The following is a 22,567-nucleotide window of genomic DNA, read 5'->3' on the forward strand; positions in this document are numbered from 1 at the left end:
CTATGACACCGGAGAAGCTGAAGTTGGCGAGCCACGTAACGGCCATCAACTGGAACCGCATCGAGGACGATAAGGACGTGGAAGTCTGGAACCGCCTGTGCAACAACTTCTGGCTGCCGGAGAAGGTGCCGCTGTCCAATGACATTCAGTCGTGGGCAACACTGACCCCGGAAGAGCAGTTGCTGACCATGCGTGTCTTCACCGGTTTGACCTTGCTGGACACCCTGCAGGGCACTGTGGGCGCCGTGTCATTGATCCCGGATGCCATCACCCCGCACGAGGAAGCCGTCTACACGAACATTGCGTTCATGGAATCGGTCCATGCCAAGAGCTACTCCTCGATTTTCTCCACCCTGTGCTCCACGAAGGAGATTGACGAGGCGTTCCGCTGGTCGGTGGAGAATGTGAACCTGCAGAAGAAGGCTCAAATCATTGAGTCTTACTACTACGGCGACGATCCTCTCAAGCGCAAGATTGCCTCCACCTTGCTTGAGTCCTTCCTGTTTTACTCGGGCTTCTACCTGCCCATGTACTGGTCCTCACGGGCCAAGCTGACAAACACGGCAGACATGATCCGCCTGATCATTCGTGATGAGGCCGTGCATGGCTACTACATCGGCTACAAGTACCAGAAGGGCTTGGAAGGGGTTCACGAGGAGCGCAAGGAAGAGTTGAAGGCCTGGACCTTTGAGCTTCTCTTTGAGCTGTACGAGAATGAGGTCCAGTACACGCATGACCTTTACGATTCCGTTGGCCTGGCCGAGGACGTCAAGAAGTTCCTTCATTACAACGCCAACAAGGCGCTGATGAACCTAGGTTACGAGGCCATGTTCCCGGCCGCGGTCACTGACGTGAACCCGGCCATCCTCTCGGCGCTCTCGCCCAACGCGGATGAGAACCATGACTTCTTCTCCGGTTCCGGTTCCTCCTACGTCATAGGCAAGGCTGTCAACACCGAAGACGACGACTGGGACTTCTAGTACCCTTCTAAAATCACTGCGCGCAAGCGGGCCCCTCCTGGGGCCCGCTTGCGCGCATTCTTTTTATCCACTCAATAGCGTAATATTCTTCGGGCTCGTTTATGCTGGTGATTCACTGATAGGCCAATGCTGGAACGTATAAGGGAAAAAGACGCTATGAGCCAGGTAAATCAGCTGGGCAAACCAACTGGAGCTTTCATTGGGGCGTCCTGGATCGCTTTGGGGCTGGGCATGGCCGTGTACTTTATTGGCCTTTGGAACGCCAAGATGGAGCTTAACGAGAAGGGTTTCTACTTGACGGTGTTCTTGTTTGGGCTCTTCGCTGCCGTCTCGCTCCAAAAAGCTGTGCGGGACAAGGCCGAGGAAATCCCCGTCACCTCCATCTATTTGGGCATCGCCTGGTTTGCGTTGCTGGCCTCGTTGCTCTTGTTGGCGATTGGCCTGTGGAACGCTGAGCTGCTGCTCTCGGAGAAGGGCTTCTACGGCATTGGCTTCGCCATGAGTTTGTTCGCTGTGGTGGCAGTGCAGAAGAACATCAGAGATCTTGCTGCGCACAAGGCTGTCTACCCCGATCAGCACCAAGCGGCCAAGCCCGGATATCGTGGCGGCCCAGAGCTGTAGAAAAGCCCCAAGGCCACGCTCCGGGCGCTTTGCCTGCGCACTTGATGGCCCGCCCACTTGATACCGTGGAAGTCATGGATGATCAAAAGGCCAACGGCCTCCAGAACACCGCGGCGGCCCGATTCATCCGGGAGGCCGCGGCAGTTGCTCCTCCGGGTCACCTGGGGCGTAACCGTGACCCCGGCGATGCTTGGGTTGAAGGAGAAGCTGGCAAATTCTGGGGCCGCTTCGGTTCTGCCGGTCTTTTGGTGTTCGACGCCGGACGTGGAGTCCTGCTCCAACACCGGGCCCTCTGGTCTCACCATGGCGGCACGTGGGGGCTTCCCGGAGGAGCTCTCCATCAGGGTGAAGCTGCCGCGGATGGTGCCCTACGTGAGGCGTGGGAAGAAGCAGGCGTCCCCTCATCCAAGGTGGAGTTGATATTCACCTCGGTCTACGACGTTGGGTACTGGAGTTACACCACCGTTGCGGTCAACGCCGTGGAACCTTTCGAAGCCGTCATTAGTGACCCCGAAAGCCTGGCCCTGGAATGGGTGCCGCTCCAGGAGGTCGCAGCCCGCCAGCTGCACCCGGGGTTCGGGGCGGCGTGGCCGGCGCTGCGGCGTCGTCTAGAGAATTGAGACCGATCAAGAATCTCCCCGACCCAAGCGAGGTGTGAACTGTGTTAAGTCCAGAGCACGGTGGCTGGTAAGCGGAGCACTGACGGGGCGTCTTGGCTGCCAGCTATCCGGCGTTCAAGCAGCCCGAAGGCTGTTTCCCCGATGAGAAGGCCGTCAACCTGAACCATGGGCTGGGTGGGGTAGCCGACGACCTCGAGTTCATCGCCAGAGGTGCAGGAGTCCTTCCCCGCGCGCTGTTCCGAATCTCGAAGCGTAATGTGCATGCCGAGGGCCAGATCCCGAGCATAGGGAATCACGACGCTGACGCCCGTCTCGCGCACCGACTCAGCGATGGCGAAGCCGTCCTCCAGTGACGGGGGATAGGGGCCCAGTATCTCAAGCTTTGCCGCGCAACTGGCTGCGGTTGCGGACATTTTCGCGATCCGCTGGGCGTTTTGCCAAGAATTCTCGGGGCCACCAACATAGGCAATATGTTGATGCCCGTTCTCTACCAGGCCCACCACAAGCTCAGCGAACGCGCTGGCCGAATCAACACTGACGGATTCGAACCCGGCCAATTCACGGTCAATCATTACCATGGGGACTCGGCTGCTGAGGGACGCCAGAACCTCATCGGCGGTATGCGGGGCAACGAGTAGGATCCCGTCAACCTCTTGTGAGAGACGTTGGTAACGGGCGATGTCCTCGGGGTTGGTGAGGGGATTGATGTTGATGGTGACTTGAAGCCCGGCCGCTTGTGCCGCTTCCTGGGCGCCGGCAACAATGGGCACGAAGAACACGTTGGAGATGGTTGGCAGCACGAGTGCAATGATTCCGGTACGGCCACGGGCTAGGCCCTGGGCCGCACGGTTGGGTACAAAGCCCAGTTGCTGTGCCGCTGCCACAACCCGTTGAAGGGTTGCTGGGGCCACGAGCTCGGGACGTGCCAGGGCGCGGGAAGCGGTTGATTTAGAGACGCAGGCCAGCACAGCAACGTCGTTGAGCGTTTTCATAGCAGGACCCTCGTGGCAGGACTTTCATAATGTGGCATCCCCCTGACAGTAGTCGAAGAAAATGATTTGCTTCAATTTGTAATGAAACCGGTTGTGGGACCGGTTGCGGGTACTATGTCCTGAGGTGCTTTTACAGAACCACCGCTTCCAACCTTCCCCTGAGACAAGGACTCCCATGCGCGGAAACAGGATTGTGTTCCTGATCGTGCCCGGACTGATTGTGCTTCTTGGCGGTTTCCTCATACCTGCCGTGGTGATGCTTGTTTCACCGCCACGGACGGAATTCGGCGACATCCTGGCACGTCTGGGCACCATGCTTACCAACAGCTATGACCTGGCGATCATTGGACGTACCGTTGTCCTGGGTCTGATTGTCATGATCATTTCCGTTGTGATTGGATTTCCGATTGCCTACTTGCTGGCGCGCTCCACATCGCGCTGGGTCGGCATGCTGCTGGCGTTGGCCATCTTCCCGCTCCTGCTTTCGAACGTTGTTCGTACCTTTGGCTGGCTTGTGGTGCTGGGCAAGGAAGGCGCCATCGGTCAGCTACTGACCTCCTTGCACATTGTGGATGAGGCGCCGCAGTTGCTCTACACACCTCTTGCCATAGTTTTGGGTCTGCTCCAGCTCTTCCTGCCGTTGGCCATCATTTCCTGCTACTCAGCTGTGGCCCAGGTGAACCCCGCCCTGGATGAAGCTGCCCGTGGTCTTGGCGCCAACCGGACCCAAACATTCTGGACAGTAGTAGTGCCACTGTCCTGGCCCGGCATTGTTGTAGCCTGCACCTTGGTCTTCGCCGGGTCCGTCACCGCCTACACCACCCCCTATTTGCTGGGTGGATCACGGCAGCGGATGCTCTCAACCCAGCTCTACAACTATGCGAACGGAACCATTGATTGGGCGGCCGCCAGCGCCACCGCCATCATCATGACAGTGCTGGTTTTCGGTGTTTCGGCCATCTCCACCCTCATGGGACGGAAGGCACGGACCTCATGAACAATCGTCACCCCATAGCCGCGTCACTGGCCGTCCTTGGCTACATCGTCATGATCGTGCCGTTGTTCTTCGTTGTTATCACAGCATTCACCGACGGCTCTACGCTGAAGTTCCCACCTAGCGGATTCTCTTTGCGCTGGTTCGAAGCAGCGTTCAAGTACCAGCCATTCATGACATCGCTGGTATCCAGCCTTGAATTGGCGGTCCTTGCGGCGCTCTTCTCGCTTCTGTTGGGTGTGCCCGTTGCCTTGGCCATCAGCCGTGGAAAGATTCCCGGAAAAGGATTGCTGGAGGGATTGTTCCTCTCGCCGCTGATTGTGCCCGAGTTGGTGGTTGGTCTTGCCCTCTACCAGCAGTTGATGATTGGCCTTGGCCTGAACAACTTCACCACTTTGCTGATTGGTCACACCGTTTTGCTCTTCCCTTATGCGGTTCGAGTCACTGGCGCGTCGCTGGCACTCATGGACCCGCATATTGAAGAAGCCGCACGTGGCCTGGGAGCCTCACCCCTGCGCACATTCTTCACCGTGACATTTCCGCTCCTGCGTCCCGGGCTGTTTTCCGCGGGGCTGCTGAGTTTTGTCACCTCATTCAACAATGTTCCGCTCTCACTGCTTTTGCAGAATCGTGACTTCCGTACCCTGCCTGTGACGATGCTGGACTACGTCCAGCAAAACTATGACCCGATCGTGGCCGCAATGAGCGTGCTGATACTACTTGGAACCATCTTGATTGCCGTAGTGGCTGAGCGAACCGTTGGATTCGCCAAGATTTTTGGAGGCATCAACTAATGAGTAATGCAGCAGAATTTCAAAACGTCCGGGTCAGCTTCGACGACTTCGTGGCCGTGGACGGCATTGACCTGAGTATTCCAGCGGGTAAGTTCACCACACTTCTAGGCCCCAGTGGTTGCGGAAAGACCACGTCCTTGCGGATGCTGGCTGGCTACCAGCGCCTGGACAGCGGAAAGATCCTGATCGACGGCGAAGACAGCACAAACACGCCGCCGGAAAAGCGCAATCTTGGCATGGTGTTCCAGTCCTATGCGCTGTTCCCGCACATGAGTATTTCCGAGAATGTTGAGTACGGCCTGAAGCTGCGCCGCGTGGAGAAATCCGAGCGCCGCCGTCGTGCTGCTGAGGCTTTGGAGATGGTGGGACTGGCGTCTCAGGCCGCCAAGCGTCCCAAGCAGCTCTCAGGAGGTCAGCAGCAGCGGGTGGCGATTGCCCGTGCTGTGGCTATCCGGCCCAAGCTCCTGCTTCTGGATGAACCTCTGTCCAACCTTGATGCCCGGCTGCGTATTCAGATGCGCAGCGAACTGCGCAGAATCCAGCGCGAAACCGGTCTCAGTGTTGTTCTGGTGACACATGATCAGGACGAAGCACTGGAAATGAGCGACCAGATGGTTGTCATGAGCCAGGGCAGGGTCCAGCAACAAGGCGCCCCAACGGAAGTTTTCCCGCGTCCGGCGAACCGATTCGTCGCCGAATTCATGGGCTATGAAAACTTCATCAGCACTTCCGAAGGCAAGCAGCTGACGATCCGCCCCGAACATCTGGCGTTGGTGGAGGAGGCCGGGGCGGCAGGCGAGGGCATGCTGCTGGATGCCTCACTGACCGGCATTGCCTACCGCGGCGTGGACTGCCTGCTCACGGTGCAGACTTCATCGCTCTCCGGAGAGCCCACCACCCTGATTGCCAACGTGCGCGCCGAGCAAGCCTCAGGCCTGAGCGCCGGAGATCAGATTAAATTCTTTGCCCCGTCACACAACTTGGTAACGCTCGCCAACTAGGCGCTGCGTTTGCTACTTCATCCCTCTGAAAGGAAACTTCATGACCATCACGTTCACCAGGCGCGCACTGGCTGTCGGCAGTGTGCTCGCAGCCACGGCGCTTGCCGTCTCAGCCTGCAGTTCCACTGAAACGCCCCAGAATTCCAGCGACACAATAGTTGTCAGCACCTTCCCCTTCGGCGTCGATCAGATGACCGAGGCAATCTTCGATCCATTTACCAAGGCCACCGGCATCAAGGTCAAGGTTGATACGGGCTCGAATGCGGACCGCCTGTCCCGCTTGCAGCTCGAGGGTGACAAGTCCGGAATCGACGTCATGATGATCTCCGATACTTTCGCTGCCTTGGGAGACAAGGACGGCCTCTTCCAGAAGGTTGATGCGGCCAAGATTCCAGAATTGGCCAACATTGCAGAGTTTGCCAAGGATGATTCCTACACCGGGCCGGCATACTCTTACCAGCTCAACGGGGTGCTTTTCAACAAAGACAAGGTTTCTGCCAAGGAAGCTGCCTCGTGGGATCTTTTCAGCGACGCCTCCTTGAAGGGACGCCTTGCGCTTCCCAACTATGCCGTAACCTCCGGTCCGCTGACAGTTGCCGGTGTTGCGCAGACCTTTGGCAAGGGTGCCACAGACGTTGATACGGCGTTCACGAAGATGCATGCATGGTCACCGAACATCCTGCAGTTCTACAGCTCCACCACTGAATTTACGAACCTGCTCACGCAGGGTGAAATTTATGCCGGTGTGGCGTTGAACGGATTTGCCACTCCGCTGGTCAAGAGCGATGACCAGTTCGCCTGGACCGCACCGGAGAAGGGCCGCTACATGGCGACCAACCGTGCCATGATTCCCACAGGCGCCACAAACGTTGATGGCGCCAACAAGTTCATCAACTTCCTGCTCTCACAGGCAACGCAGCAATCAAGCGCCGAAATTGTGGGCGATCTGCCGGTGAACTTGAGCGCCAAACTGCCCCAGGACTTGAGCGCCGTTGTTGGGGATATTGCAAAAGATCCCAGTGCCCACGGGTACAAGACCATCAGCCCGGCTGACTTCCTGCCCAATCGCAACGAATGGACAGAGCGCTTCAACCGCGAGGTTATTGGCCAGTGAGCCGGGGCGAAGCTGCCGTAACGGCAACCACACTAGATCTGGATAGTTACCTATTGCAGTTGCCCAAGGTGGATCTTCACTGTCACCTCTTGGGCACCGTGCAAGCTAAAACCTTTGGTGAGCTCGCGCGCCGCGCCGGCCTGGAACTTCCTGAGTCACCCGAGACCATCTTTGCATCAATCAATTCTTTTCCTCCGGACCCGGAGCTTTATCGCAACACTCGTATCCCGATGCCTACCGGTTTGAGCGATATCGAGCCGGAAAACTCATACTCCTTGTTCAAGGTTTCCGAATGGGTTCGTGAAGTGGTGCGCACCGAAGAAGACCTCACACGTATTACGTATGAGGCATTCGAGGAAGCCCACAAATGCGGGACCTGGCACCTGGAAATGTCCTTTGATGAGCTTCCGGAACACTTTGTTGAAATTGGCTACGACCGCTACGTCGACGCCATGGCGCAGGGAATCCGCAAGGCCGAGAAGGACTTCGGAATGACGGGCTGCTTACTGGCCGCGATCGACCGCAGCCGCTCGGGCGAGGAAGCCTTGGCGTGGGTTCAGACCGTAACCGGGTATCCGCATGAGTACGTGGCGGGCATTGGCCTGGATAACTTGGAAAACTCCGGCGCACCCGAGAAGTTCGTGGCTGCTTATGCCTTGGCGGGACAATTTGGGTTGAAGAAGACTGCTCACACATCAGAGCATGTACCTTCAGCCCAGAACGCCATCACGTGCATCGAGGATCTGCAGTGCGATCGACTGGATCACGGCTACTTCATCCTAGAAGATGACGATGTCATTGCCCAGGTAAAGGAATCCGGGATCGCATTGTCCTGTGCCTCCACTACGAGCCGCCGTTCATGGCGTCCCTGGCGAACAGATTCCATCCTTGCCATGCTCGACGCCGGACTGAACGTCCTGGTGGCCTCCGACGATCCGGGCATGTTCCCCACAACGTTGGTCAACGAGTACAGGATTCTTGCCGAGCGCGGAGTGAGCAAGCAAAAGCTCACCGAGATGGCCCGGGCAGGTTTCGAAGCCAGCTGGCTCAGCGAGCCCGAAAAGGCTGCTGTGCTTGTCCGTTTTGACGAGCACGTTGCCGGTCTCAACGCCTAAAGGAAAATCTGGAAGGGCCGCCGCTGGTTTAACGACTGGTGGCGGTCCTTTTTTTTAATGTGCCGGAGCCGCTGCGGGCTTGAACTCTAGGGGTGCTCCAGCAGTGCCACGAGAAAGTCCGCGTCCGGTGTCAAGGTGTGCAGTTGCCAGGTGGCGAAACGGCCCGCCACAGACAGCCCCGAATCCTGCACATCGAGGAAGAAATTATCAAAGTCATAGCCCCGTCCCGCCCCGAAGCCCACCAGGGCGCGGCCACCCGGTGCCAGGTGTTCGCGGAAACGGGTGAGTACGGATCGGGCAGTGCCGGGGGCCAGGAACGGCATGACATTGCCGGCGCATACGATCACGTCGAATTTTTCCCCTGGCACGGAGAGGGAGGCGAGATCGCCCAGCCTCCAATCAACGTCCGGGTAGTCAGTGCGTGCGGCCTCGATGAGTTCACCGTCAATATCCACGCCGATCACCTGGTGCCCGAGCCGGGCTAGCTCCCCACCCACGCGGCCAGTGCCGCATCCTGCATCCAGGATCCGGGCTGAGCGGCCCGCAAGTGTGTCAACCAATCTGCTCTCGCCATCCAGGTCAACCCCGTCTGCGCGCATTCCCGCGAAACGGGCAATAAACCAGGCCGAATGGCCGGGATTTTCCCGCTTCTTTGCTTCCCATAAATTCTCGCTGTCCATGAACCAAGGCTACAACCGTCTGGGCCATGCCTCTGCCTATGCCTCTGCGTCTCTACGTTGGCTCGTTGAGGCGGCCGGGCGGCTCCCGCCAGCCTGCCTACTCCAGCCCCAGGATCGCCACGGTCCGCTCGCGCATGTCCATCTTGCGCACCTTTCCGGTGACCGTCATGGGGAACTCATCCACCACCAGCACATAGCGGGGCACCTTGTGCCGGGACAGATTCCCCTTGCAGTAGGCGGCCACGGCGGCCGCATCCAAGGGCGCAGTGCCGGGCTTCATGAGAAGCCACGCGCACAGTTCCTCTCCGTACTCCGGATCCGGCACCCCAATGACCTGCACGTCGGCAATGTCCGGGTGGTGGTACAGGAACTCCTCAATCTCGCGCGGGTAGAGGTTTTCGCCGCCGCGGATCACCATATCCTTGATGCGGCCCACTATGTTGACGTAGCCGTCGGGGTACATCACGGCAAGGTCCCCGGTGTGCATCCACTGCTCGGCGTCAACGGCGGACGCAGTCTTCTCCGAATCGTTCCAGTAGCCGAGCATGACCGAATAGCCGCGGGTGCAGAACTCACCTGGCGTTCCGCGCGGGACGCTCTCCCCGGTGGCGGGGTCCACGATCTTGACCTCAAGGTGAGGGTGCACCCGGCCCACTGTCTCGGTTCGGTGGGCCACGTCGTCGTCCATGAGGGTCTGCATGGATACGGGGGAGGTCTCCGTCATGCCGTACGCAATGGAGACTGCTGACATGTTCATCTGCGTCATGGTGGACTTCATGACCTCCACGGGGCAGGGCGAGCCGGCCATGATCCCGGTGCGCAGTGAGGAAAGGTCGTAGCTGGCAAAGTTGGGTAGGTTCAGTTCGGCGATGAACATGGTGGGCACCCCGTAGAGTGCGGTGCAGCGCTCCTGCTGCACTGCGGCCAAGGTTGCTGCGGCGTCAAAGGCCGGGGCCGGAATGACGATCGCGGCCCCGTGCGTGGTGGAGCCCAGATTACCCAAGACCATGCCGAAGCAGTGGTAGAAGGGCACAGGCACACACAATCTATCCGCCTCCGTGAAGCCGATGGTCTCCGTCACGAAATAGCCGTTGTTGAGGATATTACGGTGGCTGAGCGTGGCGCCCTTAGGGTAGCCGGTGGTGCCGGAGGTGTATTGGATGTTGATGGGGTCGGTGGGCTCAAGTTCAGCCATGGCACGTTCGACAGCGTTACTTGGCTGGGATTGACCGCCCGCCACCAGCGCGTTCCAGGACGGCGTGCCAATGTAGACAGCGGCCTTCACACCGGGACACTCCGGGGTGATCTGCTCGATCATGGCCTGATATTCGGAACCCTTGAAGTGTGGCAGGGCAACAATCATGGACATGCCGGACTGCAAGATGGCATACCGCAGCTCGTGGACCCGGTAGGACGGGTTGACGTTAACTAAAATGGCGCCGATCTTCGCCGTGGCATATTGCAAGATCACCCATTCGGGGACGTTGGGGGCCCAGATACCCACCCTGTGTCCCTTGGCTACTCCTGCGGCGAGCAATCCGCGGGCCAGGGCATCGACGTCGTCGTTCAGCTGCCCATAAGTCCACCGCCGCCCCGAGGGTTTATCGATCAAGGCATCGCGCTGAGCGAAGCGTGTGGCCGTAGCCTGGAAGTTAGCGCCGATGGTGCCTTCCAGAAGCGGAATGTTGGTGCTGCCGGTGGTGTGCGAGAGCTGAACATCGTAGGTCATGTGATGATGCTAATACTCCACCGGGTTAATGTGCACTAACTCACACTTTATGATGTGTGGCGTTTCATGCCCTCGTGAGCCGTGTTTGAGCGGGCAGATCCCTGCTTGAGTGGACTTAGCGAAGCGGTTGGCTATGAGATAAGCTAGGGGTAATAGCGCAGGATTCTGTAGCTATATTATTTGCACTTAGAGGGGTAGCCCACGCTCATGATGGACAGCATCATTTCACTTCCGTTCGTCTGGGCTTTCCTGATTCTCTTTTGCATCGTTATGTTGCGTTCCAACGCCACCTACTGGGCTGGCCGGGGTCTTGCCGCCGGGGGCCGCAAGACGAAAATGCAAAAATACATGGATTCTTCGGCCGTACTGCGGGCAGAGAAACTTATTGCCCGCTGGGGTGCACCTGCTGTGAGTGTCAGCTTCTTGACCATCGGTGTTCAAACCGCTGTGAACATGTCTGCTGGATTGGGCCGGATGCCCCTGCGCCGCTACATTCCCGCCACAATAGTGGGGTCCATTGCCTGGGCATGTATTTACGCCACTATTGGCATCGCAGCCTTCGAGGCAGCCTTGGCAGCGGCCGCCGGTTCGCCCTGGGCACTGGTTTTGCTGGTCCTCACCGTGGGTGTCCTGATTCTGGGAGTGCACCTGTTCCGGGTTTCACGGAACCGCAAACTGGATCAGAGCGCCCTGGATGACTGTCCCGTCATGGGTGCGGAAATTTCCGGCACAGCCGGCGCTCAAGCCTAATCATCGTGATGCTCTCACCGCGTCCGTGACGCGCTTGATGCCCGCCGTCATTTTCTGAAGCTACCCGCCCGAACGGTAGAATCGTTGCCATGGTGGACCTCATAACACTCACAGCGCTCGAAGCTAGCTCGTACTACAACCATCTCGGTGGGGACCGCTACGAGTCCACTGTTCACGCGCAAGGCGCTTGGAACCCTCACGAGCAGCACATGGCTCCGGTTGCTGGCCTCATGGTTCAGGCACTCGAGCAGTTTCAGCACCGAGATGACATGCGCTTGGCGCGGATTAACTTTGACATCCTCGGGTTGATTCCTGCTGGCGAATTTAGCCTCAAAACCACCTTGCTGCGTCCGGGAAAGACCATTGAACTTCTCCAGACGGAGTTGTTGGCCCAAGGCCGGCCAGCTGTGCGCGCAACAGCGTGGCGGCTGCAAAAAAATGACACCACCGCTATTGAATTTTATGAGGATGAACCGTTGGGCAGCCTCGAGGACTCCGTGCCCTGGGACGGCATGGGCCGCTGGCCGGGCGGTTTCATTCAGACCCTTGAGGGCAGGTCCTTGCCGGAGCACCGCGCCGGTCATGGACGGGCGTGGCTGCACAGCCCCTACACCATGCTCGACGGCGGAGAGCACGCCTCCGCGCTGGTGCGTCTTATAGGTTTGGTTGACAGTGCCAACGGTGTGGCAGCACGCATGGATCCGGAACCCGGCGGTTGGATGTACCCCAACGTTGACCTTTCCATCCACCTGTACCGGGATCCGGTGGGCGAATGGTTGGGTCTGGCCACCCACGTCACCATTGGATCTGACGGTATTGGTCTAACCTCCTCGGTGCTCCATGATGTCAACGGACCTTTTGGGCGCTCCGAACAGATCTTGACCGTGCGACCCATCCCGCACGCGCAGTGAGTGATCTCCTAGCACCAGCACTGGAAATCCACCGGCAGTTGACCAGCGGTGGCGCCGAGGCCGACCTCAACCGTGCCTTGGATCTGCTGGGGGAGGTTAAACGTGGGAGTAGGGAAGCAATGGTGCGCTTCTACCGCCCCGAACCCACAGTGGCTTTTGGGCAGCGTGACACCAAACTGCCAGGATTTCTCGCCGCCGAAGAAGCATCCCGCGTTAACGGCTTTGTGCCTGCCGTACGCCGTGCAGGAGGCAGAGCCGCCGCCTATCACCAAGGAACATTGATTGTTGATCATATCCAGCGCGAGAAAGACTCCATTGCCGGTGCCAAAGGCCGGTTTGCTTTCTTTGGCGAACTCTTCACCGAGGCATTGCGGGCATTAGGTGTGGACGCGGCTGTTGGTGAGATTCCCGGAGAATACTGCCCCGGGGAGTTCAGCGTTTACGGCCGTGGGGCCCAGCACAACATCAAGCTGGTGGGTACGGCGCAACGCGTTGTCGCAGGAGCCTGGTTATTCAGCTCCGTCATTGTGGTGGAAAACTCCCCACCCATCCGTGCAGTGCTAACAGACACCTATGCGGCTTTGGAGCTCGATTGGGAGCCAGCCACGGCCGGCGCCGCCGAAGATCTGATCCCCACAATCACTGTTGCGGACGTAGAAGCGTCCGTGCTGGCCGCCTACGCTCAGCACACGGAGCTCATTCAGGCCTGAATCGCTCGGTGCTGAGCCCAGACGCACATCGATCCGTGAGATATGGTCGCTATGAATGACTCATAGGGACCATATCTCACGGATCGATGATTTGGTGCTCTGTTCTACTCCTTGATGGCCAGAATTCCCGGCGCCTCGGCATCAACAGTGGTGGAGTCGCCGTGTCCGGTGTTGACCACAGTCTCGCCCGGCAGGGTCATGAGACGTTCAGTAATTGATTTCACTATTGTGGGGAAATCGCTGTACGAGCGTCCTGTTGCCCCAGGGCCGCCATTGAACAAGGTATCGCCGGAGAACACTGTGCCTAGTTCCGCGGCGTAAAAGCAGGTGGAGCCGGCGGAGTGGCCGGGTGTGTGAATCGCCGTCAGTGCAGTGCCTGCAATCTCAAAGCCGTCGCCATCAGCGATGGTTCCGTCCGGCGTCGTCCCTGGATAAATGTCTTCCCACAGCATTTGGTCTGCGGGGTTCATGAGCACCGGTGCCGCCACCAAAGTGGCGAACTCGCGAGCGTGGCGGATGTGATCATCGTGGCCGTGCGTGAGCAGAACGGCCTTGACGGCTCTGCCCCCCACCGCGGTGGCAATGGCGGCGGCGTTGTGGGCTGGATCGATCACATAAACCTCTGCGTCATCACCCACTATCCACACGTTGTTATCAACATCCCAGGTGCCGCCGTCGAGTGAAAAAGTTCCCGAGGTTACCAGGTGTTCGATCCGTGCACTCATCAGAATTCCACCACAGAGCGCAGCACTGAGCCTTCGCCCATCTTGGCAAACGCTGCCTCGATGTCCGCAATGCCAATGCGTTCGGTGACAAAGGCATCCAGATCCAGCTTGCCCTGCTTGTACAGTTCAACGAGCATGGGGAAATCACGCGAGGGCAGACAATCCCCGTACCAGGAGGACTTCAGGGAACCACCGCGACCAAACACGTCCAGCAGAGGCAGTTCCACGGTCATCTCGGGCGTGGGTACACCCACCAGCACCACGGTTCCAGCCAAATCGCGGGCGTAGAAAGCCTGCTTGTAGGTTTCGGGACGCCCCACGGCGTCAATGACCACATCTGCCCCGAACCCGCCGGTGTGATTCTGGATGGCGGTTACGGCGTCTTCCACCGAGGAGTCCACCGTATGAGTGGCGCCGAAGGCCAAGGCTGCCGCCAACTTCTTAGGATCGCGGTCCACGGCGATCACGGTGGTGGCACCTGCCAGAGCGGCTCCTGCAATCGCGGCGGAACCAACCCCGCCACAACCAATTACGGCCACGGTGTCGCCACGCTTGACACCACCGGTGTTAATGGCTGCGCCAATACCTGCCATGACGCCGCAGCCCAGCAAGCCCACGGCGGCGGGATCCACATCGGGATCTACCTTGGTGCACTGTCCCGCGGCCACGAGAGTCTTTTCAATGAACGCACCAATCCCCAGAGCGGGGGAGAGCTCAGTGCCATCCTCGAGCGTCATTTTCTGGGTGGCATTGGCCGTGTTGAAGCAGTATTGGGCTTGGCCCTTGGCGCAGGCGCGGCAGTTCCCGCACACAGCACGCCAGTTCAGGATCACCCTGTCACCCGGAACAACATTAGTGACACCTTCACCTACGGCACTGACAACGCCGGTGGCTTCATGGCCCAGCAAGAACGGGAAATCGTCGCTGATGCCGCCCTGTTTGTAGTGCAGATCCGTGTGGCAGACACCGCTTGTCAAGATGTCAACGAGAGCTTCTCCCGGGCCGGGATCCGGTACCAGAATGGTTTCCAAGGTGACGGGGGCGTCCTTGTGAAGGACCACTGCGCCCTTGACTTTGTGAACGGTTTTGTTAATCAAAAGAACTCCTTAAATAGCCGTGTCCCTGCCGGGAACACCCAATGGGGTTCCTGACAGGTTACACGCTTTGATACTCCGGAAGAGGCTGGGGAGGGCTGTGCCCCAGCCGCCAGGTCTTAGACGCCCAATTTTTCCTTGACATCCTTGAGGGAGGGGTTGGTGGCAGCTGTGCCATCGGGGTACAAAATCGTGGGGACGGTCTGGTTTCCACCGTTGAGGCTCTCCACCAGTTCGGCAGTGCCGGGAACATCCTCAATGTTGATTTCCGTGTAACCGATCCCTGAAGCGTCCAGCATCTTCTTCAGGCGTTTGCAGTATCCGCACCAGGTGGTGGAAAACATGGTGATAGTGCCAGCGTCGGGGGTGAAGTCCACGGTGGGTGCTCCTTGGTGGTTGGGAGAAAGCGTGCGGTTGCTACTGGTGATAACGCTACCGGGCATGGGAGATATTCCACGATTGATGTGCCACCATGGATGACATGTGTGGACGTTATGTCATGGCCAGGGCCGTTGGTGATCTGGTGGCAGAGTTGGAAGCAGAAGCTGAGGCGTCGCTGGAAGTGCGAGCCTCGTGGAATGTTGCCCCCACCACCGATGTGCCGATCGTATTGGAGCGGCTCATAGACGGCACACTTCACCGGCAGGTGCACATAGCGAAGTGGGGGCTGGTACCGGGGTGGGCCAAAGATCCCAGCGTCGGGGTGCGAGCCTTCAACGCCCGCAGTGAAACTGTTTTGGACAAGCCCACCTTCCGGGCGGCCATGAAGTCAAAGCGGTGCGGTGTCCCCGTGCAGGGCTATTTCGAATGGAAAAAGTCCCCGGATGGGAAAACCAAGCAGCCCTATTTTGTGCACACCCCCGACGGCGCGCTCATCACCTTTGCCGGGCTGTATGAGTGGTGGAAGGATCCGGACAAGGAAAATGGTGCGCCAGATCAGTGGCTGCTCTCTTGCACCATCTTGACCATGGCATCCCCTCCCAGCGGCGAATTGGCCACCTTACATGACCGTCTCCCCGTCCCGTTGGGGCGGGAAGCCCTGGCCGAATGGCTGGACCCGGAAAGCCCTGCGGTGGCTCCGCTACTGGAAAGTGCCCTTGCACAAGCGTGGGAGCTGGCCGGAACGTGGGTGCTTGATCCGGTCAGTGCCGCCGTGGGCAATGTGCGCAACAACGGACCCGAACTGATTGCACCCATCACGGCCTAATCTCACATCCCGCCCACTGCCCGTTACGCCATTGCCCCCGGCCCCTTACTTAACGCAGGGAATGGTGCCGCCCTGCAGCGCGCCCGTTCAATCGGAGTAAGTGGCGGTAGTGTTGGCTGCAGCTTTTGCGGCTGCTGCCTTTGTCGGTGTGCTAGGTGCCGGGGTCGCGGTGGTGTGAGCCGCGGCCGAACTTTTTTGGAGGTGGCAGCTGCTTTGGGAGCCGGTGGCAGCAGTTCCTGCACCGTGGTCTGGACCTGGCCAACGTTGACAGTATTAATGGATTCCCCGTTGGGTGCAGTGCCAAAGCCCGTGATGGGTAGCGTGGTGAAGGAGATATGGCCCGCCGTGATGGCAGTGGCCTGCTGTGCCAGTTCAATGAGGTTCAGGCCCTTGTCCACCACGATGTTGGTGCTGACGGCCGTCAGCACTGCCTCCATTTTTCCGATGTTGGTGAAGGTACCGGCCTGCTTGAGCTGGTGGATCACCGAAACAATGAACGCCTGCTGCCGGCGTTCACGGTGAAGATCGAAAAAAGGCGCAGTTGGGATTGCTGGTATCCCGGCGCTGGCGCACGAACGCCATGGCCTGGCTGGCATCGATCTGCTGCACTCCGGCCTTGAAGTTCGCGCCGGAATACGTGCCCGCCGTGGCTTGGCGCACGCACACGGTGATGGGGGCGATTGCCTGGGCCACTTCGTAAAACCCTGCCATTGTCACTTCCACAAAGTGGTCAATGTGCACGCTGCCCAGGAATTGGCTCACCGTATCGATTTCGGCGGTGCGCCCTGCATCCCGCGCCTGCTGGTAGGTGGCGTTGTCATTGGATTGCCCTGCGTTCCGCAACGTGGTCTGTTCGGCGGCGAGGCCATCCCCGTAGGCTTCCTTGATCTTGCCGTAGGTGCCGGACTCTGCCGGGATGCCGGCAAGCTCAACGTAGTCGTCACGGGGGATGGAGATGGCAGTGGCCTTGGCGCCGTCGGCCGGGATGTGAATGAGCATCAGGACATTGGCGTTGTAGCCGCCGACGCTCTGGCCGCCGGCGTCGAGAGCGTTGTAGAGGGCGGGCGAGAGCGGTTTGCCCTGCTCGTCAAGTCTTGAGTCGAGGCCCATGACGAGTATGTTCGTGTCTTTGCTGAGTTTGGGAACCAGATGCGCGGCGGTGAGTGCGTCCGAGCGCGCAATATGGTTGTTGGCGTTGACGACATTGAAGGCCACAAAGCCGACGGCCACCACCACTACGGCGACCACCCCCGTCACCACGGAAATCACCAACCGGCGCCGGCGCTTGTGCTTGGCACCGGGCCTGGCCAAGTGCCTCTCCGGGCTCTGAATCTCCGGGCTCATGGTCACGCTCCTTGCTGCGCCCCCACCGCAAAATCGCCGACCCGTCATGATGATCGGGCACTGAAACCATCTTCACATTGCCCACGGACAAATAGGGGTGAAAAGGCTCAATTGCCGGGGAAGTCCCACCATGTTCCCAGCGTGAGAAAGGAGCCTTGGCCACTCCAGAGGGTAAACCGGCTCGCTGCAGCGCAGGCAACTCAGCTGGCACAATCAGTGGTGCTGGCGGGTCAGACCGTGACGTGACCGGTGCTGTCAACCGCCCAGGTGGGGTTGAAAGCGACCTCCCAATGGAAGCCATCCGGGTCAGAGAAGTATCCGCTGTACCCACCCCAAGGCTGGTGGGTGGCTGGATGTTCGATGCCGGCACCGGCCTCCCGTGCCTGCGCCAAGACCGCATCCACCTTAGCCACGCTGGCAACGTTGTGGCTCAGACTGATGGGAGGGGCGCCGTGGGATGGGGTAACGCCAGCTCGGTGGCCATGGCTGCGCGGTCCCATAGGGGCTTTAGTCGTCGTCTTCTTCCGGTGACCAGCGGTGGAAGTCCAAGGAGAGGTACAAGGCTAAGGCGGCCGAGTTGGTGGATTCCACGCGCAAAGCGACGTCACGCTTGCCGTTGTTGAACAAGGTGTCCAAGGTGGCCAGCACCAGGTCCTCAGCCAAACCCCGGCGGCGGTGCTCGCGGTCCGTAATCAGTTCAATGATGAAGGGGGCATCAGGCATGGCGTCGCCAAGAGCGCGCTCAACAACCAGGACGGCGGCAACGATCTTGCCGTTCTCGTCCAAGGCAACGTGGGAGGCGTCAGGGAGGAGGGTGCCGTACTTTCCAACAAACGCATTCTTCATATCAGCTATGGCGGCATCCAGAGTCTCCCCGGCAATGCCTGCGTCGTAGGCGGTGAAGTACAGTTCGCCGAGACGGGGCAGGTCAGAATCGACAATGGTGCGGGAGGCAGTTTTGAGTTCCCGTTCCAGCGGCGTGGTTCTAGCGATGAGGGTGACCATGTCAGTCATGGAACGCTCCTTTAAGTTGTTGTGACACCTGTGATAAGACCCAGCCTGCAGCTATAAGGCCATGCTAGACGCATGAGGTGTCCCCAGTCATCCAGATAATGGTTTGCGCTCCTGGTAGGTGCCCGTTCGGGTGCTTCTTCCCAATTGGCGGATGTATGCCGCGTGAAATTGAGCGTACACTTAAATCTAGTCGAATATATGTACTAATAATTTATTTCCCCCTGAACAGCTCTCATGATTATCCGTTCTGGTGGAGATTGGAGCGCGCACATGGGCACCTTTACGGACGCCGTCACAATGGAATGCTCCCCGGAGGGGGAGCCGCTGCGGTTGTGGTGGCGCGGGCTCCTTCATGAGGTCATTGCCCCGCCCATGAACTGGTATCAGCGCCGGCCCTGGTGGACGGACCAGAGAAGCCTAAGGCCTGGGGAAGGTGTGGGGTATGTGGACGTCCAGATATGGCGTTTGCAGGTACTGCGGGAAGACGAAGCAGAAAGCCTGACAATGGATGTGGTGCTGTACCGGCCCAGTCTGCGATGGCGTGTCATGAAAGTTCACGCCCGGGTTCCCCTCGCGGCCAAGGAGGCGCAGGAGCTGGTATCCCCGGAGTGCGCGAACGCGGAAGTGCTGCCCGTGGAAGTAGCTGGCACGGAGGAGTGGTTTGGTGCGTAACTTTATCCACTTGCACGCAGCCACGGCCTTTAGCGCACACTTTGGGGTCTCGTGGCCGGAGGAGATGGCCCAAGCCGCAGCAGCTGACGGTGCTGATGCGCTCGCCATCACTGACCGGGACGGCCTCTATGGGGCTGTTAAGCATGTTAAGGCGTGCATGGCCGCCGGGATCGACCCGATTATTGGGGTTGATGTGGCTGTCCGTGAAGAGGTTGGAGATGTTATTGAGGTCACCGGCAGGGTGGTGGTGCTGGCCCATGGCGGGGCCTCCGCACGCCCCGGGGCCGGTTATGGCGCACTGTGCCGGCTGATTTCAACAGCGCACAGTGCGCCCAAGGGCCCGGTAGGCCTGACCCTGACACAACTGGCGCAAGGTGTTCTGGACCCAGAGTCCGGGCGGCCCGTGCTGAGCGTTTTGCTGGGTCCGTATTCCCCCGTGGGTAAGGCCATGGAGAGCCGCAAATATTTGCTTCCCCGCAGCAAGTTCAAGCAGTGGAAAGAGGCCATGCCGGCTGGTTCTCTTGTGGCGGAAATCACCAGCCATTTGAATGCCCCGGGTGATCCGCTGAGCACGACCCACGCTGTGCGCATGGTGAAATTGGCGCAGGAATTTGATGTTCCAGCGGTCTTGAGTAACGCCGTCCGCTATGTCAATCAAGAAGATGGGCCCATCGCCGATGTGCTTGACGCCGCCAAGAGCATCGCCTCCCTGGCGGCGTTGAACACCCTGCAGCCCACAGGGCAGGCATGGCTGAAAAGTGCCGCCCAGATGGGAGAAATAGCACGGGACATTGTCTCCCAGGGCGGTTACGGCAGCGCGGGGCTGGCCCGGCTATGGGCCAACACGGCACAGCTGGCGGATAAATGCCGCCTTGATCCGTCAACAGATTTGGGCTGGAAACAGCCGCACACCCCGGAAAGCGAGGTGCTTGGGCTGACGCAAACTGCCGGCCGGGAATTGCAGCAGCGCACGGAATCGGCGCTTGTGCAACGGTTTGCCGGGCTTTCCGGCGGCAAGCTCGAAAAGGTCAAGGACAGGTTGGCGGTGGAGTTGGGCACCATCTCCGAGCTGGGCTTTGAAACGTACTTTCTCACCGTGGCTGAAGTATCGGACATGATCGCCGGCATGGGTGTGCGCCGAGCCGCACGAGGTTCCGGTGCGTCGTCGTTGGTTAACTACCTGCTGGGCATCAGTGCTGTGGACCCCATCGCCAACAACCTTCTCTTTGAACGGTTCCTCTCCAACGACAGGTCCACCCTGCCCGACATTGACTTGGATGTGGAAAGTGCGCAACGGCACAACGTGTACAAACGCATCTTTGAGCGTTTCGGGTCGAAGCGGGTGACTTTGATGAGCATGCAAAACAGTTACCGGGCCCGTGGCGCCGTCAGAGATGCCGGACTTGCCTTGGGGCTGGATAAGGCGGACATCGATCAGATTGCCAAACAGCTGTGGCGGATCCCGGCAGGCTCCTTGAGGGAGGCCCTGGCGCAGAAACCCGAATTACGTGATTTAGCGGCCCAGGTGCACCAGTCCCTTCAAGCCCCGTCCCAGACTGAACTGGAGGGGATCCAGGGTGCGGCCCAGGCGCCGGCGCTGAACCTCTTGGTGGATGTCACAGAACGGCTTGATAGCCTGCCCCGGCATATCTCCATGCATCCGTGCGGAGTGATCTTGGGGGATTCAACCCTGCTGGGCCGCACCCCCGTCCAACCCAGCGGCATGGGGCTGCCCATGAGCCAGTTCGATAAGCACGACATGGACGCCATGGGCATGCTCAAACTCGATGTCCTGGGTGTGCGCATGCAAAGTGCCATGGCCCATGCGGTGCAGGAGATCATCCGCTTGCACCCTTCACGGGAGGAAGTGGCCGCCCAGGGCGGGCATGACCTCGCCGCGCCCTTCCTGGGGGAGGGCGGAGCCATTGACCTTGACGCCATACCTCTCGACGACGAACCCACCTTTGAGCTGATTCGCAGCACCCACACGCTGGGATGTTTTCAGATTGAATCTCCGGGGCAGCGTGAACTGGTAGGGAAAATGGCCCCCACCGAGTTCAGCGACCTTGTCATTGACATCTCCCTCTTCCGGCCAGGGCCCATGAAATCCAACATGGTCAAACCATTTTTGGAAAGCCGCTCCGGATTCGCACAACCGCATTATGCCCACCCGGACCTCATCCCGGTGCTGGCGGAAACACACGGGGTAACCGTCTTTCATGAGCAAGTGCTGCGCACCCTGGCCATCATGACGGGCTGCACCCTGTCCCGGGCTGACGAATTCCGGCGCGGACTGGGCAAAGCGATGGTGGAACCCGTGGTGGAAAAGTATTTTAGGGACAAAGCCGCCCACAAGGGCTACAGCCCTGCCGTGATCGAAGAAGTGTGGGCCACCTTATCCGCCTTCGGAAGCTTCGGCTTCTGCAAAGCCCACGGAGCAGCGTTCGCCGTCCCTACCTACCAATCGGCGTGGCTGAAGGCGCACCACCCCGCCGAGTTCATGGCGGGGCTATGGGAACATGACCCCGGAATGTATCCGCGCCGTCTGCTCGTGGCAGAAGCCCGGCGCATGGGCATTCCCATTCTTCCCCTGGACATTAACGCCAGCGCCGGTGAGTACCATGCCGAACGCACTGATAGCGGAGAGATTGGGGTGCGGCTCAGTTTGGCCGGGGTATACGGGCTCTCTGCCACGGAGTTGAAACGTATCGTGGCGGGTCAGCCGTACGGCTCCCTGGCGGAGCTGCGAGATAAAGCAAAACTCAGCCGGCCCACCTTGAAACGGTTGGCCCAGCTGGGCGCACTTGACCCGTTGCACAATCAGGCAAAGGACCGCACCGGAAGTACCGCCAATCGTGCCGATCTAGTGGCCCATGTCAACAGCCTGCCCGCCCATAAGAGCAACAAGGCCAATGACCCCATCCATGGGCAATTCGCCCTGCCCATGGATGATGTGGAACTGGGCGCGCTCGCCGTCGGACATCCAGAAAGCAGTCTGGCTGAGATAGTGAGCACAGAGCTGGATCTGCTCTCCATGGATGTCAGTGGCCATCTCATGGACAGTTATGCACCCCTTCTTGACCGGTTGGGGGTGAGCCGGGCGGATCAACTCCTTGGCCTGCGCAATAACACTGAGGTTTTGGTGGCCGGGGTGCGGGTGGCCACCCAAACCCCGCCCATGAGGGGTGGCAAACGGGTGGTGTTCATCAGTGTTGACGACGGCACCGGCTGCGTTGACACCACGTTCTTCACGCAAGCGCAGCAAAAATCCGGGCCGCTGCTCTTTGGTACCCGCATGCTGCTGATCCGCGGACTGACCCGGCGCACCGGGCCCCGCGGGATCACGGTGCAGGCGCTGGAGGCTTGGGACCTGCAGGACACTGCCCGCCTGCCCACACCGCCCGGGTTGGTTGGGGCGCCAGCAAACCGATAACATCAAGGAGGCTCACAGCAACCCCCGTATGTTGCTTGGATATGGAGCCGCACATAACAAACAAGGA

The 22,567-nt window shown here is 59.5% G+C and carries 24 protein-coding genes; 14 read left to right on the plus strand and 10 right to left on the minus strand.

Features of this window, described 5'->3' with window-relative positions; genetic code table 11:
* Window positions 1–2: 2 nt before the first annotated feature.
* From nrdF to ABIB48_RS12015, 3 genes are all read left to right on the plus strand, one after another.
* Window positions 3–980, plus strand: coding sequence for a class 1b ribonucleoside-diphosphate reductase subunit beta (nrdF, locus tag ABIB48_RS12005; protein WP_354213095.1), 978 nt, complete (start codon window positions 3–5; stop codon window positions 978–980).
* 156 nt (window positions 981–1,136) lie between these two features.
* On the plus strand, window positions 1,137–1,601 hold the full coding sequence (yiaA, locus tag ABIB48_RS12010; RefSeq protein ID WP_354213096.1) for an inner membrane protein YiaA: 465 nt from the start codon (window positions 1,137–1,139) through the stop codon (window positions 1,599–1,601).
* A 74-nt stretch (window positions 1,602–1,675) separates the two neighbouring features.
* Window positions 1,676–2,221 (plus strand): NUDIX domain-containing protein, encoded by a 546-nt coding sequence (locus ABIB48_RS12015; protein WP_354213097.1) that lies wholly within the window; start codon window positions 1,676–1,678, stop codon window positions 2,219–2,221.
* Between the two features lie 44 nt (window positions 2,222–2,265).
* Here ABIB48_RS12015 and ABIB48_RS12020 read toward each other — a convergent pair whose 3' ends face one another.
* A complete protein-coding gene (locus tag ABIB48_RS12020) occupies window positions 2,266–3,213 on the minus strand; it encodes a LacI family DNA-binding transcriptional regulator (protein ID WP_354213098.1) in 948 nt (315 codons plus the stop codon).
* A gap of 175 nt (window positions 3,214–3,388) precedes the next feature.
* Here ABIB48_RS12020 and ABIB48_RS12025 point away from each other — a divergent pair, with 175 nt between their 5' ends.
* From ABIB48_RS12025 to ABIB48_RS12045, 5 genes are read left to right on the plus strand one after another with little or no spacing between them, the layout of a single operon-like run.
* A complete protein-coding gene (locus ABIB48_RS12025) occupies window positions 3,389–4,210 on the plus strand; it encodes an ABC transporter permease (protein ID WP_315913659.1) in 822 nt (273 codons plus the stop codon).
* Window positions 4,207–5,001: an ABC transporter permease gene (locus ABIB48_RS12030; protein ID WP_110106368.1), complete on the plus strand. Its 795-nt coding sequence runs from the start codon at window positions 4,207–4,209 to the stop codon at window positions 4,999–5,001. The genes ABIB48_RS12025 and ABIB48_RS12030 overlap by 4 nt, the downstream gene beginning before the upstream one ends.
* On the plus strand, window positions 5,001–6,002 hold the full coding sequence (locus ABIB48_RS12035; RefSeq protein WP_110106369.1) for an ABC transporter ATP-binding protein: 1,002 nt from the start codon (window positions 5,001–5,003) through the stop codon (window positions 6,000–6,002). Before ABIB48_RS12030 ends, ABIB48_RS12035 begins: the two co-directional genes overlap by 1 nt.
* Before the next feature lie 40 nt (window positions 6,003–6,042).
* On the plus strand, window positions 6,043–7,116 hold the full coding sequence (locus tag ABIB48_RS12040; protein WP_110106370.1) for an ABC transporter substrate-binding protein: 1,074 nt from the start codon (window positions 6,043–6,045) through the stop codon (window positions 7,114–7,116).
* Entirely contained in the window at window positions 7,113–8,231 is a 1,119-nt protein-coding gene (locus tag ABIB48_RS12045) for an adenosine deaminase family protein (protein WP_354213099.1), read from the plus strand. The genes ABIB48_RS12040 and ABIB48_RS12045 overlap by 4 nt, the downstream gene beginning before the upstream one ends.
* An 86-nt stretch (window positions 8,232–8,317) precedes the next feature.
* Here the strand turns inward: ABIB48_RS12045 and ABIB48_RS12050 are convergent, their stop codons facing one another.
* Window positions 8,318–8,911, minus strand: coding sequence for a class I SAM-dependent methyltransferase (locus tag ABIB48_RS12050; RefSeq protein WP_354213100.1), 594 nt, complete (start codon window positions 8,909–8,911; stop codon window positions 8,318–8,320).
* Between the two features lie 97 nt (window positions 8,912–9,008).
* Window positions 9,009–10,640: an AMP-binding protein gene (locus ABIB48_RS12055; RefSeq protein WP_354213101.1), complete on the minus strand. Its 1,632-nt coding sequence runs from the start codon at window positions 10,638–10,640 to the stop codon at window positions 9,009–9,011.
* Between the two features lie 207 nt (window positions 10,641–10,847).
* Between ABIB48_RS12055 and ABIB48_RS12060 the strand changes: the two genes are divergently transcribed.
* The 3 genes from ABIB48_RS12060 to ABIB48_RS12070 all read left to right on the plus strand — a co-directional run bounded on the left by ABIB48_RS12060 (window position 10,848) and on the right by ABIB48_RS12070 (window position 13,011).
* Window positions 10,848–11,390: a DedA family protein gene (locus ABIB48_RS12060; RefSeq protein WP_245932190.1), complete on the plus strand. Its 543-nt coding sequence runs from the start codon at window positions 10,848–10,850 to the stop codon at window positions 11,388–11,390.
* An 89-nt stretch (window positions 11,391–11,479) separates the two neighbouring features.
* On the plus strand, window positions 11,480–12,301 hold the full coding sequence (locus ABIB48_RS12065; RefSeq protein WP_354213102.1) for a thioesterase family protein: 822 nt from the start codon (window positions 11,480–11,482) through the stop codon (window positions 12,299–12,301).
* Window positions 12,298–13,011 (plus strand): lipoate--protein ligase family protein, encoded by a 714-nt coding sequence (locus tag ABIB48_RS12070; RefSeq protein ID WP_354213103.1) that lies wholly within the window; start codon window positions 12,298–12,300, stop codon window positions 13,009–13,011. The genes ABIB48_RS12065 and ABIB48_RS12070 overlap by 4 nt, the downstream gene beginning before the upstream one ends.
* Window positions 13,012–13,115: 104 nt before the next feature.
* Here ABIB48_RS12070 and ABIB48_RS12075 read toward each other — a convergent pair whose 3' ends face one another.
* From ABIB48_RS12075 to ABIB48_RS12085, 3 genes are all read right to left on the minus strand, one after another.
* Entirely contained in the window at window positions 13,116–13,736 is a 621-nt protein-coding gene (locus ABIB48_RS12075; protein ID WP_354213104.1) for an MBL fold metallo-hydrolase, read from the minus strand.
* Window positions 13,736–14,833 carry an S-(hydroxymethyl)mycothiol dehydrogenase gene (locus ABIB48_RS12080; protein WP_354213105.1) on the minus strand — a complete coding sequence of 366 codons (1,098 nt, stop codon included), beginning with the start codon at window positions 14,831–14,833 and terminating at the stop codon, window positions 13,736–13,738. Before ABIB48_RS12080 ends, ABIB48_RS12075 begins: the two co-directional genes overlap by 1 nt.
* Window positions 14,834–14,949: 116 nt before the next feature.
* Window positions 14,950–15,207: a mycoredoxin gene (locus ABIB48_RS12085; protein WP_354213145.1), complete on the minus strand. Its 258-nt coding sequence runs from the start codon at window positions 15,205–15,207 to the stop codon at window positions 14,950–14,952.
* A 104-nt stretch (window positions 15,208–15,311) separates the two neighbouring features.
* On the opposite strand from ABIB48_RS12085, the gene ABIB48_RS12090 reads away from it, so the two are divergent.
* Window positions 15,312–16,037 (plus strand): SOS response-associated peptidase, encoded by a 726-nt coding sequence (locus ABIB48_RS12090; protein WP_315913813.1) that lies wholly within the window; start codon window positions 15,312–15,314, stop codon window positions 16,035–16,037.
* A gap of 23 nt (window positions 16,038–16,060) precedes the next feature.
* Here the strand turns inward: ABIB48_RS12090 and ABIB48_RS12095 are convergent, their stop codons facing one another.
* The 4 genes from ABIB48_RS12095 to ABIB48_RS12110 form a co-directional block, all read right to left on the minus strand.
* Window positions 16,061–16,522 (minus strand): LCP family protein, encoded by a 462-nt coding sequence (locus tag ABIB48_RS12095; protein WP_354213106.1) that lies wholly within the window; start codon window positions 16,520–16,522, stop codon window positions 16,061–16,063.
* A gap of 28 nt (window positions 16,523–16,550) precedes the next feature.
* Window positions 16,551–17,381 (minus strand): LCP family protein, encoded by an 831-nt coding sequence (locus ABIB48_RS12100; protein ID WP_354213107.1) that lies wholly within the window; start codon window positions 17,379–17,381, stop codon window positions 16,551–16,553.
* A gap of 230 nt (window positions 17,382–17,611) precedes the next feature.
* Window positions 17,612–17,881: a VOC family protein gene (locus tag ABIB48_RS12105; RefSeq protein ID WP_354213108.1), complete on the minus strand. Its 270-nt coding sequence runs from the start codon at window positions 17,879–17,881 to the stop codon at window positions 17,612–17,614.
* Between the two features lie 7 nt (window positions 17,882–17,888).
* A complete protein-coding gene (locus ABIB48_RS12110; RefSeq protein WP_110106379.1) occupies window positions 17,889–18,395 on the minus strand; it encodes a GNAT family N-acetyltransferase in 507 nt (168 codons plus the stop codon).
* 270 nt (window positions 18,396–18,665) lie between these two features.
* On the opposite strand from ABIB48_RS12110, the gene ABIB48_RS12115 reads away from it, so the two are divergent.
* Complete coding sequence (locus ABIB48_RS12115) at window positions 18,666–19,067, plus strand: hypothetical protein (protein WP_110106380.1); 402 nt, start codon at window positions 18,666–18,668, stop codon at window positions 19,065–19,067.
* Window positions 19,060–22,500, plus strand: coding sequence for a DNA polymerase III subunit alpha (locus ABIB48_RS12120; RefSeq protein ID WP_315913670.1), 3,441 nt, complete (start codon window positions 19,060–19,062; stop codon window positions 22,498–22,500). Before ABIB48_RS12115 ends, ABIB48_RS12120 begins: the two co-directional genes overlap by 8 nt.
* The last annotated feature ends 67 nt before the right edge of the window (window positions 22,501–22,567 follow it).

The sequence above is a fragment of the Arthrobacter sp. UYCu511 genome, assembly GCF_040547105.1.
GTDB classification, from domain to species: Bacteria; Actinomycetota; Actinomycetes; order Actinomycetales; family Micrococcaceae; genus Specibacter; species Specibacter psychrochitiniphilus.

Excerpts from the sequence above, each read along its gene's own strand:
- nrdF (WP_354213095.1), top strand. The coding sequence starts at position 3 with ATGACACCGGAGAAGCTGAAGTTGGCGAGCCACGTAACGGCCATCAAC.
- yiaA (WP_354213096.1), top strand. The coding sequence starts at position 1,137 with ATGAGCCAGGTAAATCAGCTGGGCAAACCAACTGGAGCTTTCATTGGG.
- ABIB48_RS12015 (WP_354213097.1), top strand. The coding sequence starts at position 1,676 with ATGGATGATCAAAAGGCCAACGGCCTCCAGAACACCGCGGCGGCCCGA.
- ABIB48_RS12020 (WP_354213098.1), bottom strand. The coding sequence starts at position 3,213 with ATGAAAACGCTCAACGACGTTGCTGTGCTGGCCTGCGTCTCTAAATCA.
- ABIB48_RS12025 (WP_315913659.1), top strand. The coding sequence starts at position 3,389 with ATGCGCGGAAACAGGATTGTGTTCCTGATCGTGCCCGGACTGATTGTG.
- ABIB48_RS12030 (WP_110106368.1), top strand. The coding sequence starts at position 4,207 with ATGAACAATCGTCACCCCATAGCCGCGTCACTGGCCGTCCTTGGCTAC.
- ABIB48_RS12035 (WP_110106369.1), top strand. The coding sequence starts at position 5,001 with ATGAGTAATGCAGCAGAATTTCAAAACGTCCGGGTCAGCTTCGACGAC.
- ABIB48_RS12040 (WP_110106370.1), top strand. The coding sequence starts at position 6,043 with ATGACCATCACGTTCACCAGGCGCGCACTGGCTGTCGGCAGTGTGCTC.
- ABIB48_RS12050 (WP_354213100.1), bottom strand. The coding sequence starts at position 8,911 with ATGGACAGCGAGAATTTATGGGAAGCAAAGAAGCGGGAAAATCCCGGC.
- ABIB48_RS12055 (WP_354213101.1), bottom strand. The coding sequence starts at position 10,640 with ATGACCTACGATGTTCAGCTCTCGCACACCACCGGCAGCACCAACATT.
- ABIB48_RS12060 (WP_245932190.1), top strand. The coding sequence starts at position 10,848 with ATGATGGACAGCATCATTTCACTTCCGTTCGTCTGGGCTTTCCTGATT.
- ABIB48_RS12065 (WP_354213102.1), top strand. The coding sequence starts at position 11,480 with ATGGTGGACCTCATAACACTCACAGCGCTCGAAGCTAGCTCGTACTAC.
- ABIB48_RS12075 (WP_354213104.1), bottom strand. The coding sequence starts at position 13,736 with ATGAGTGCACGGATCGAACACCTGGTAACCTCGGGAACTTTTTCACTC.
- ABIB48_RS12090 (WP_315913813.1), top strand. The coding sequence starts at position 15,312 with ATGTGTGGACGTTATGTCATGGCCAGGGCCGTTGGTGATCTGGTGGCA.
- ABIB48_RS12100 (WP_354213107.1), bottom strand. The coding sequence starts at position 17,381 with ATGAGCCCGGAGATTCAGAGCCCGGAGAGGCACTTGGCCAGGCCCGGT.
- ABIB48_RS12105 (WP_354213108.1), bottom strand. The coding sequence starts at position 17,881 with ATGGGACCGCGCAGCCATGGCCACCGAGCTGGCGTTACCCCATCCCAC.
- ABIB48_RS12110 (WP_110106379.1), bottom strand. The coding sequence starts at position 18,395 with ATGACTGACATGGTCACCCTCATCGCTAGAACCACGCCGCTGGAACGG.
- ABIB48_RS12115 (WP_110106380.1), top strand. The coding sequence starts at position 18,666 with ATGGGCACCTTTACGGACGCCGTCACAATGGAATGCTCCCCGGAGGGG.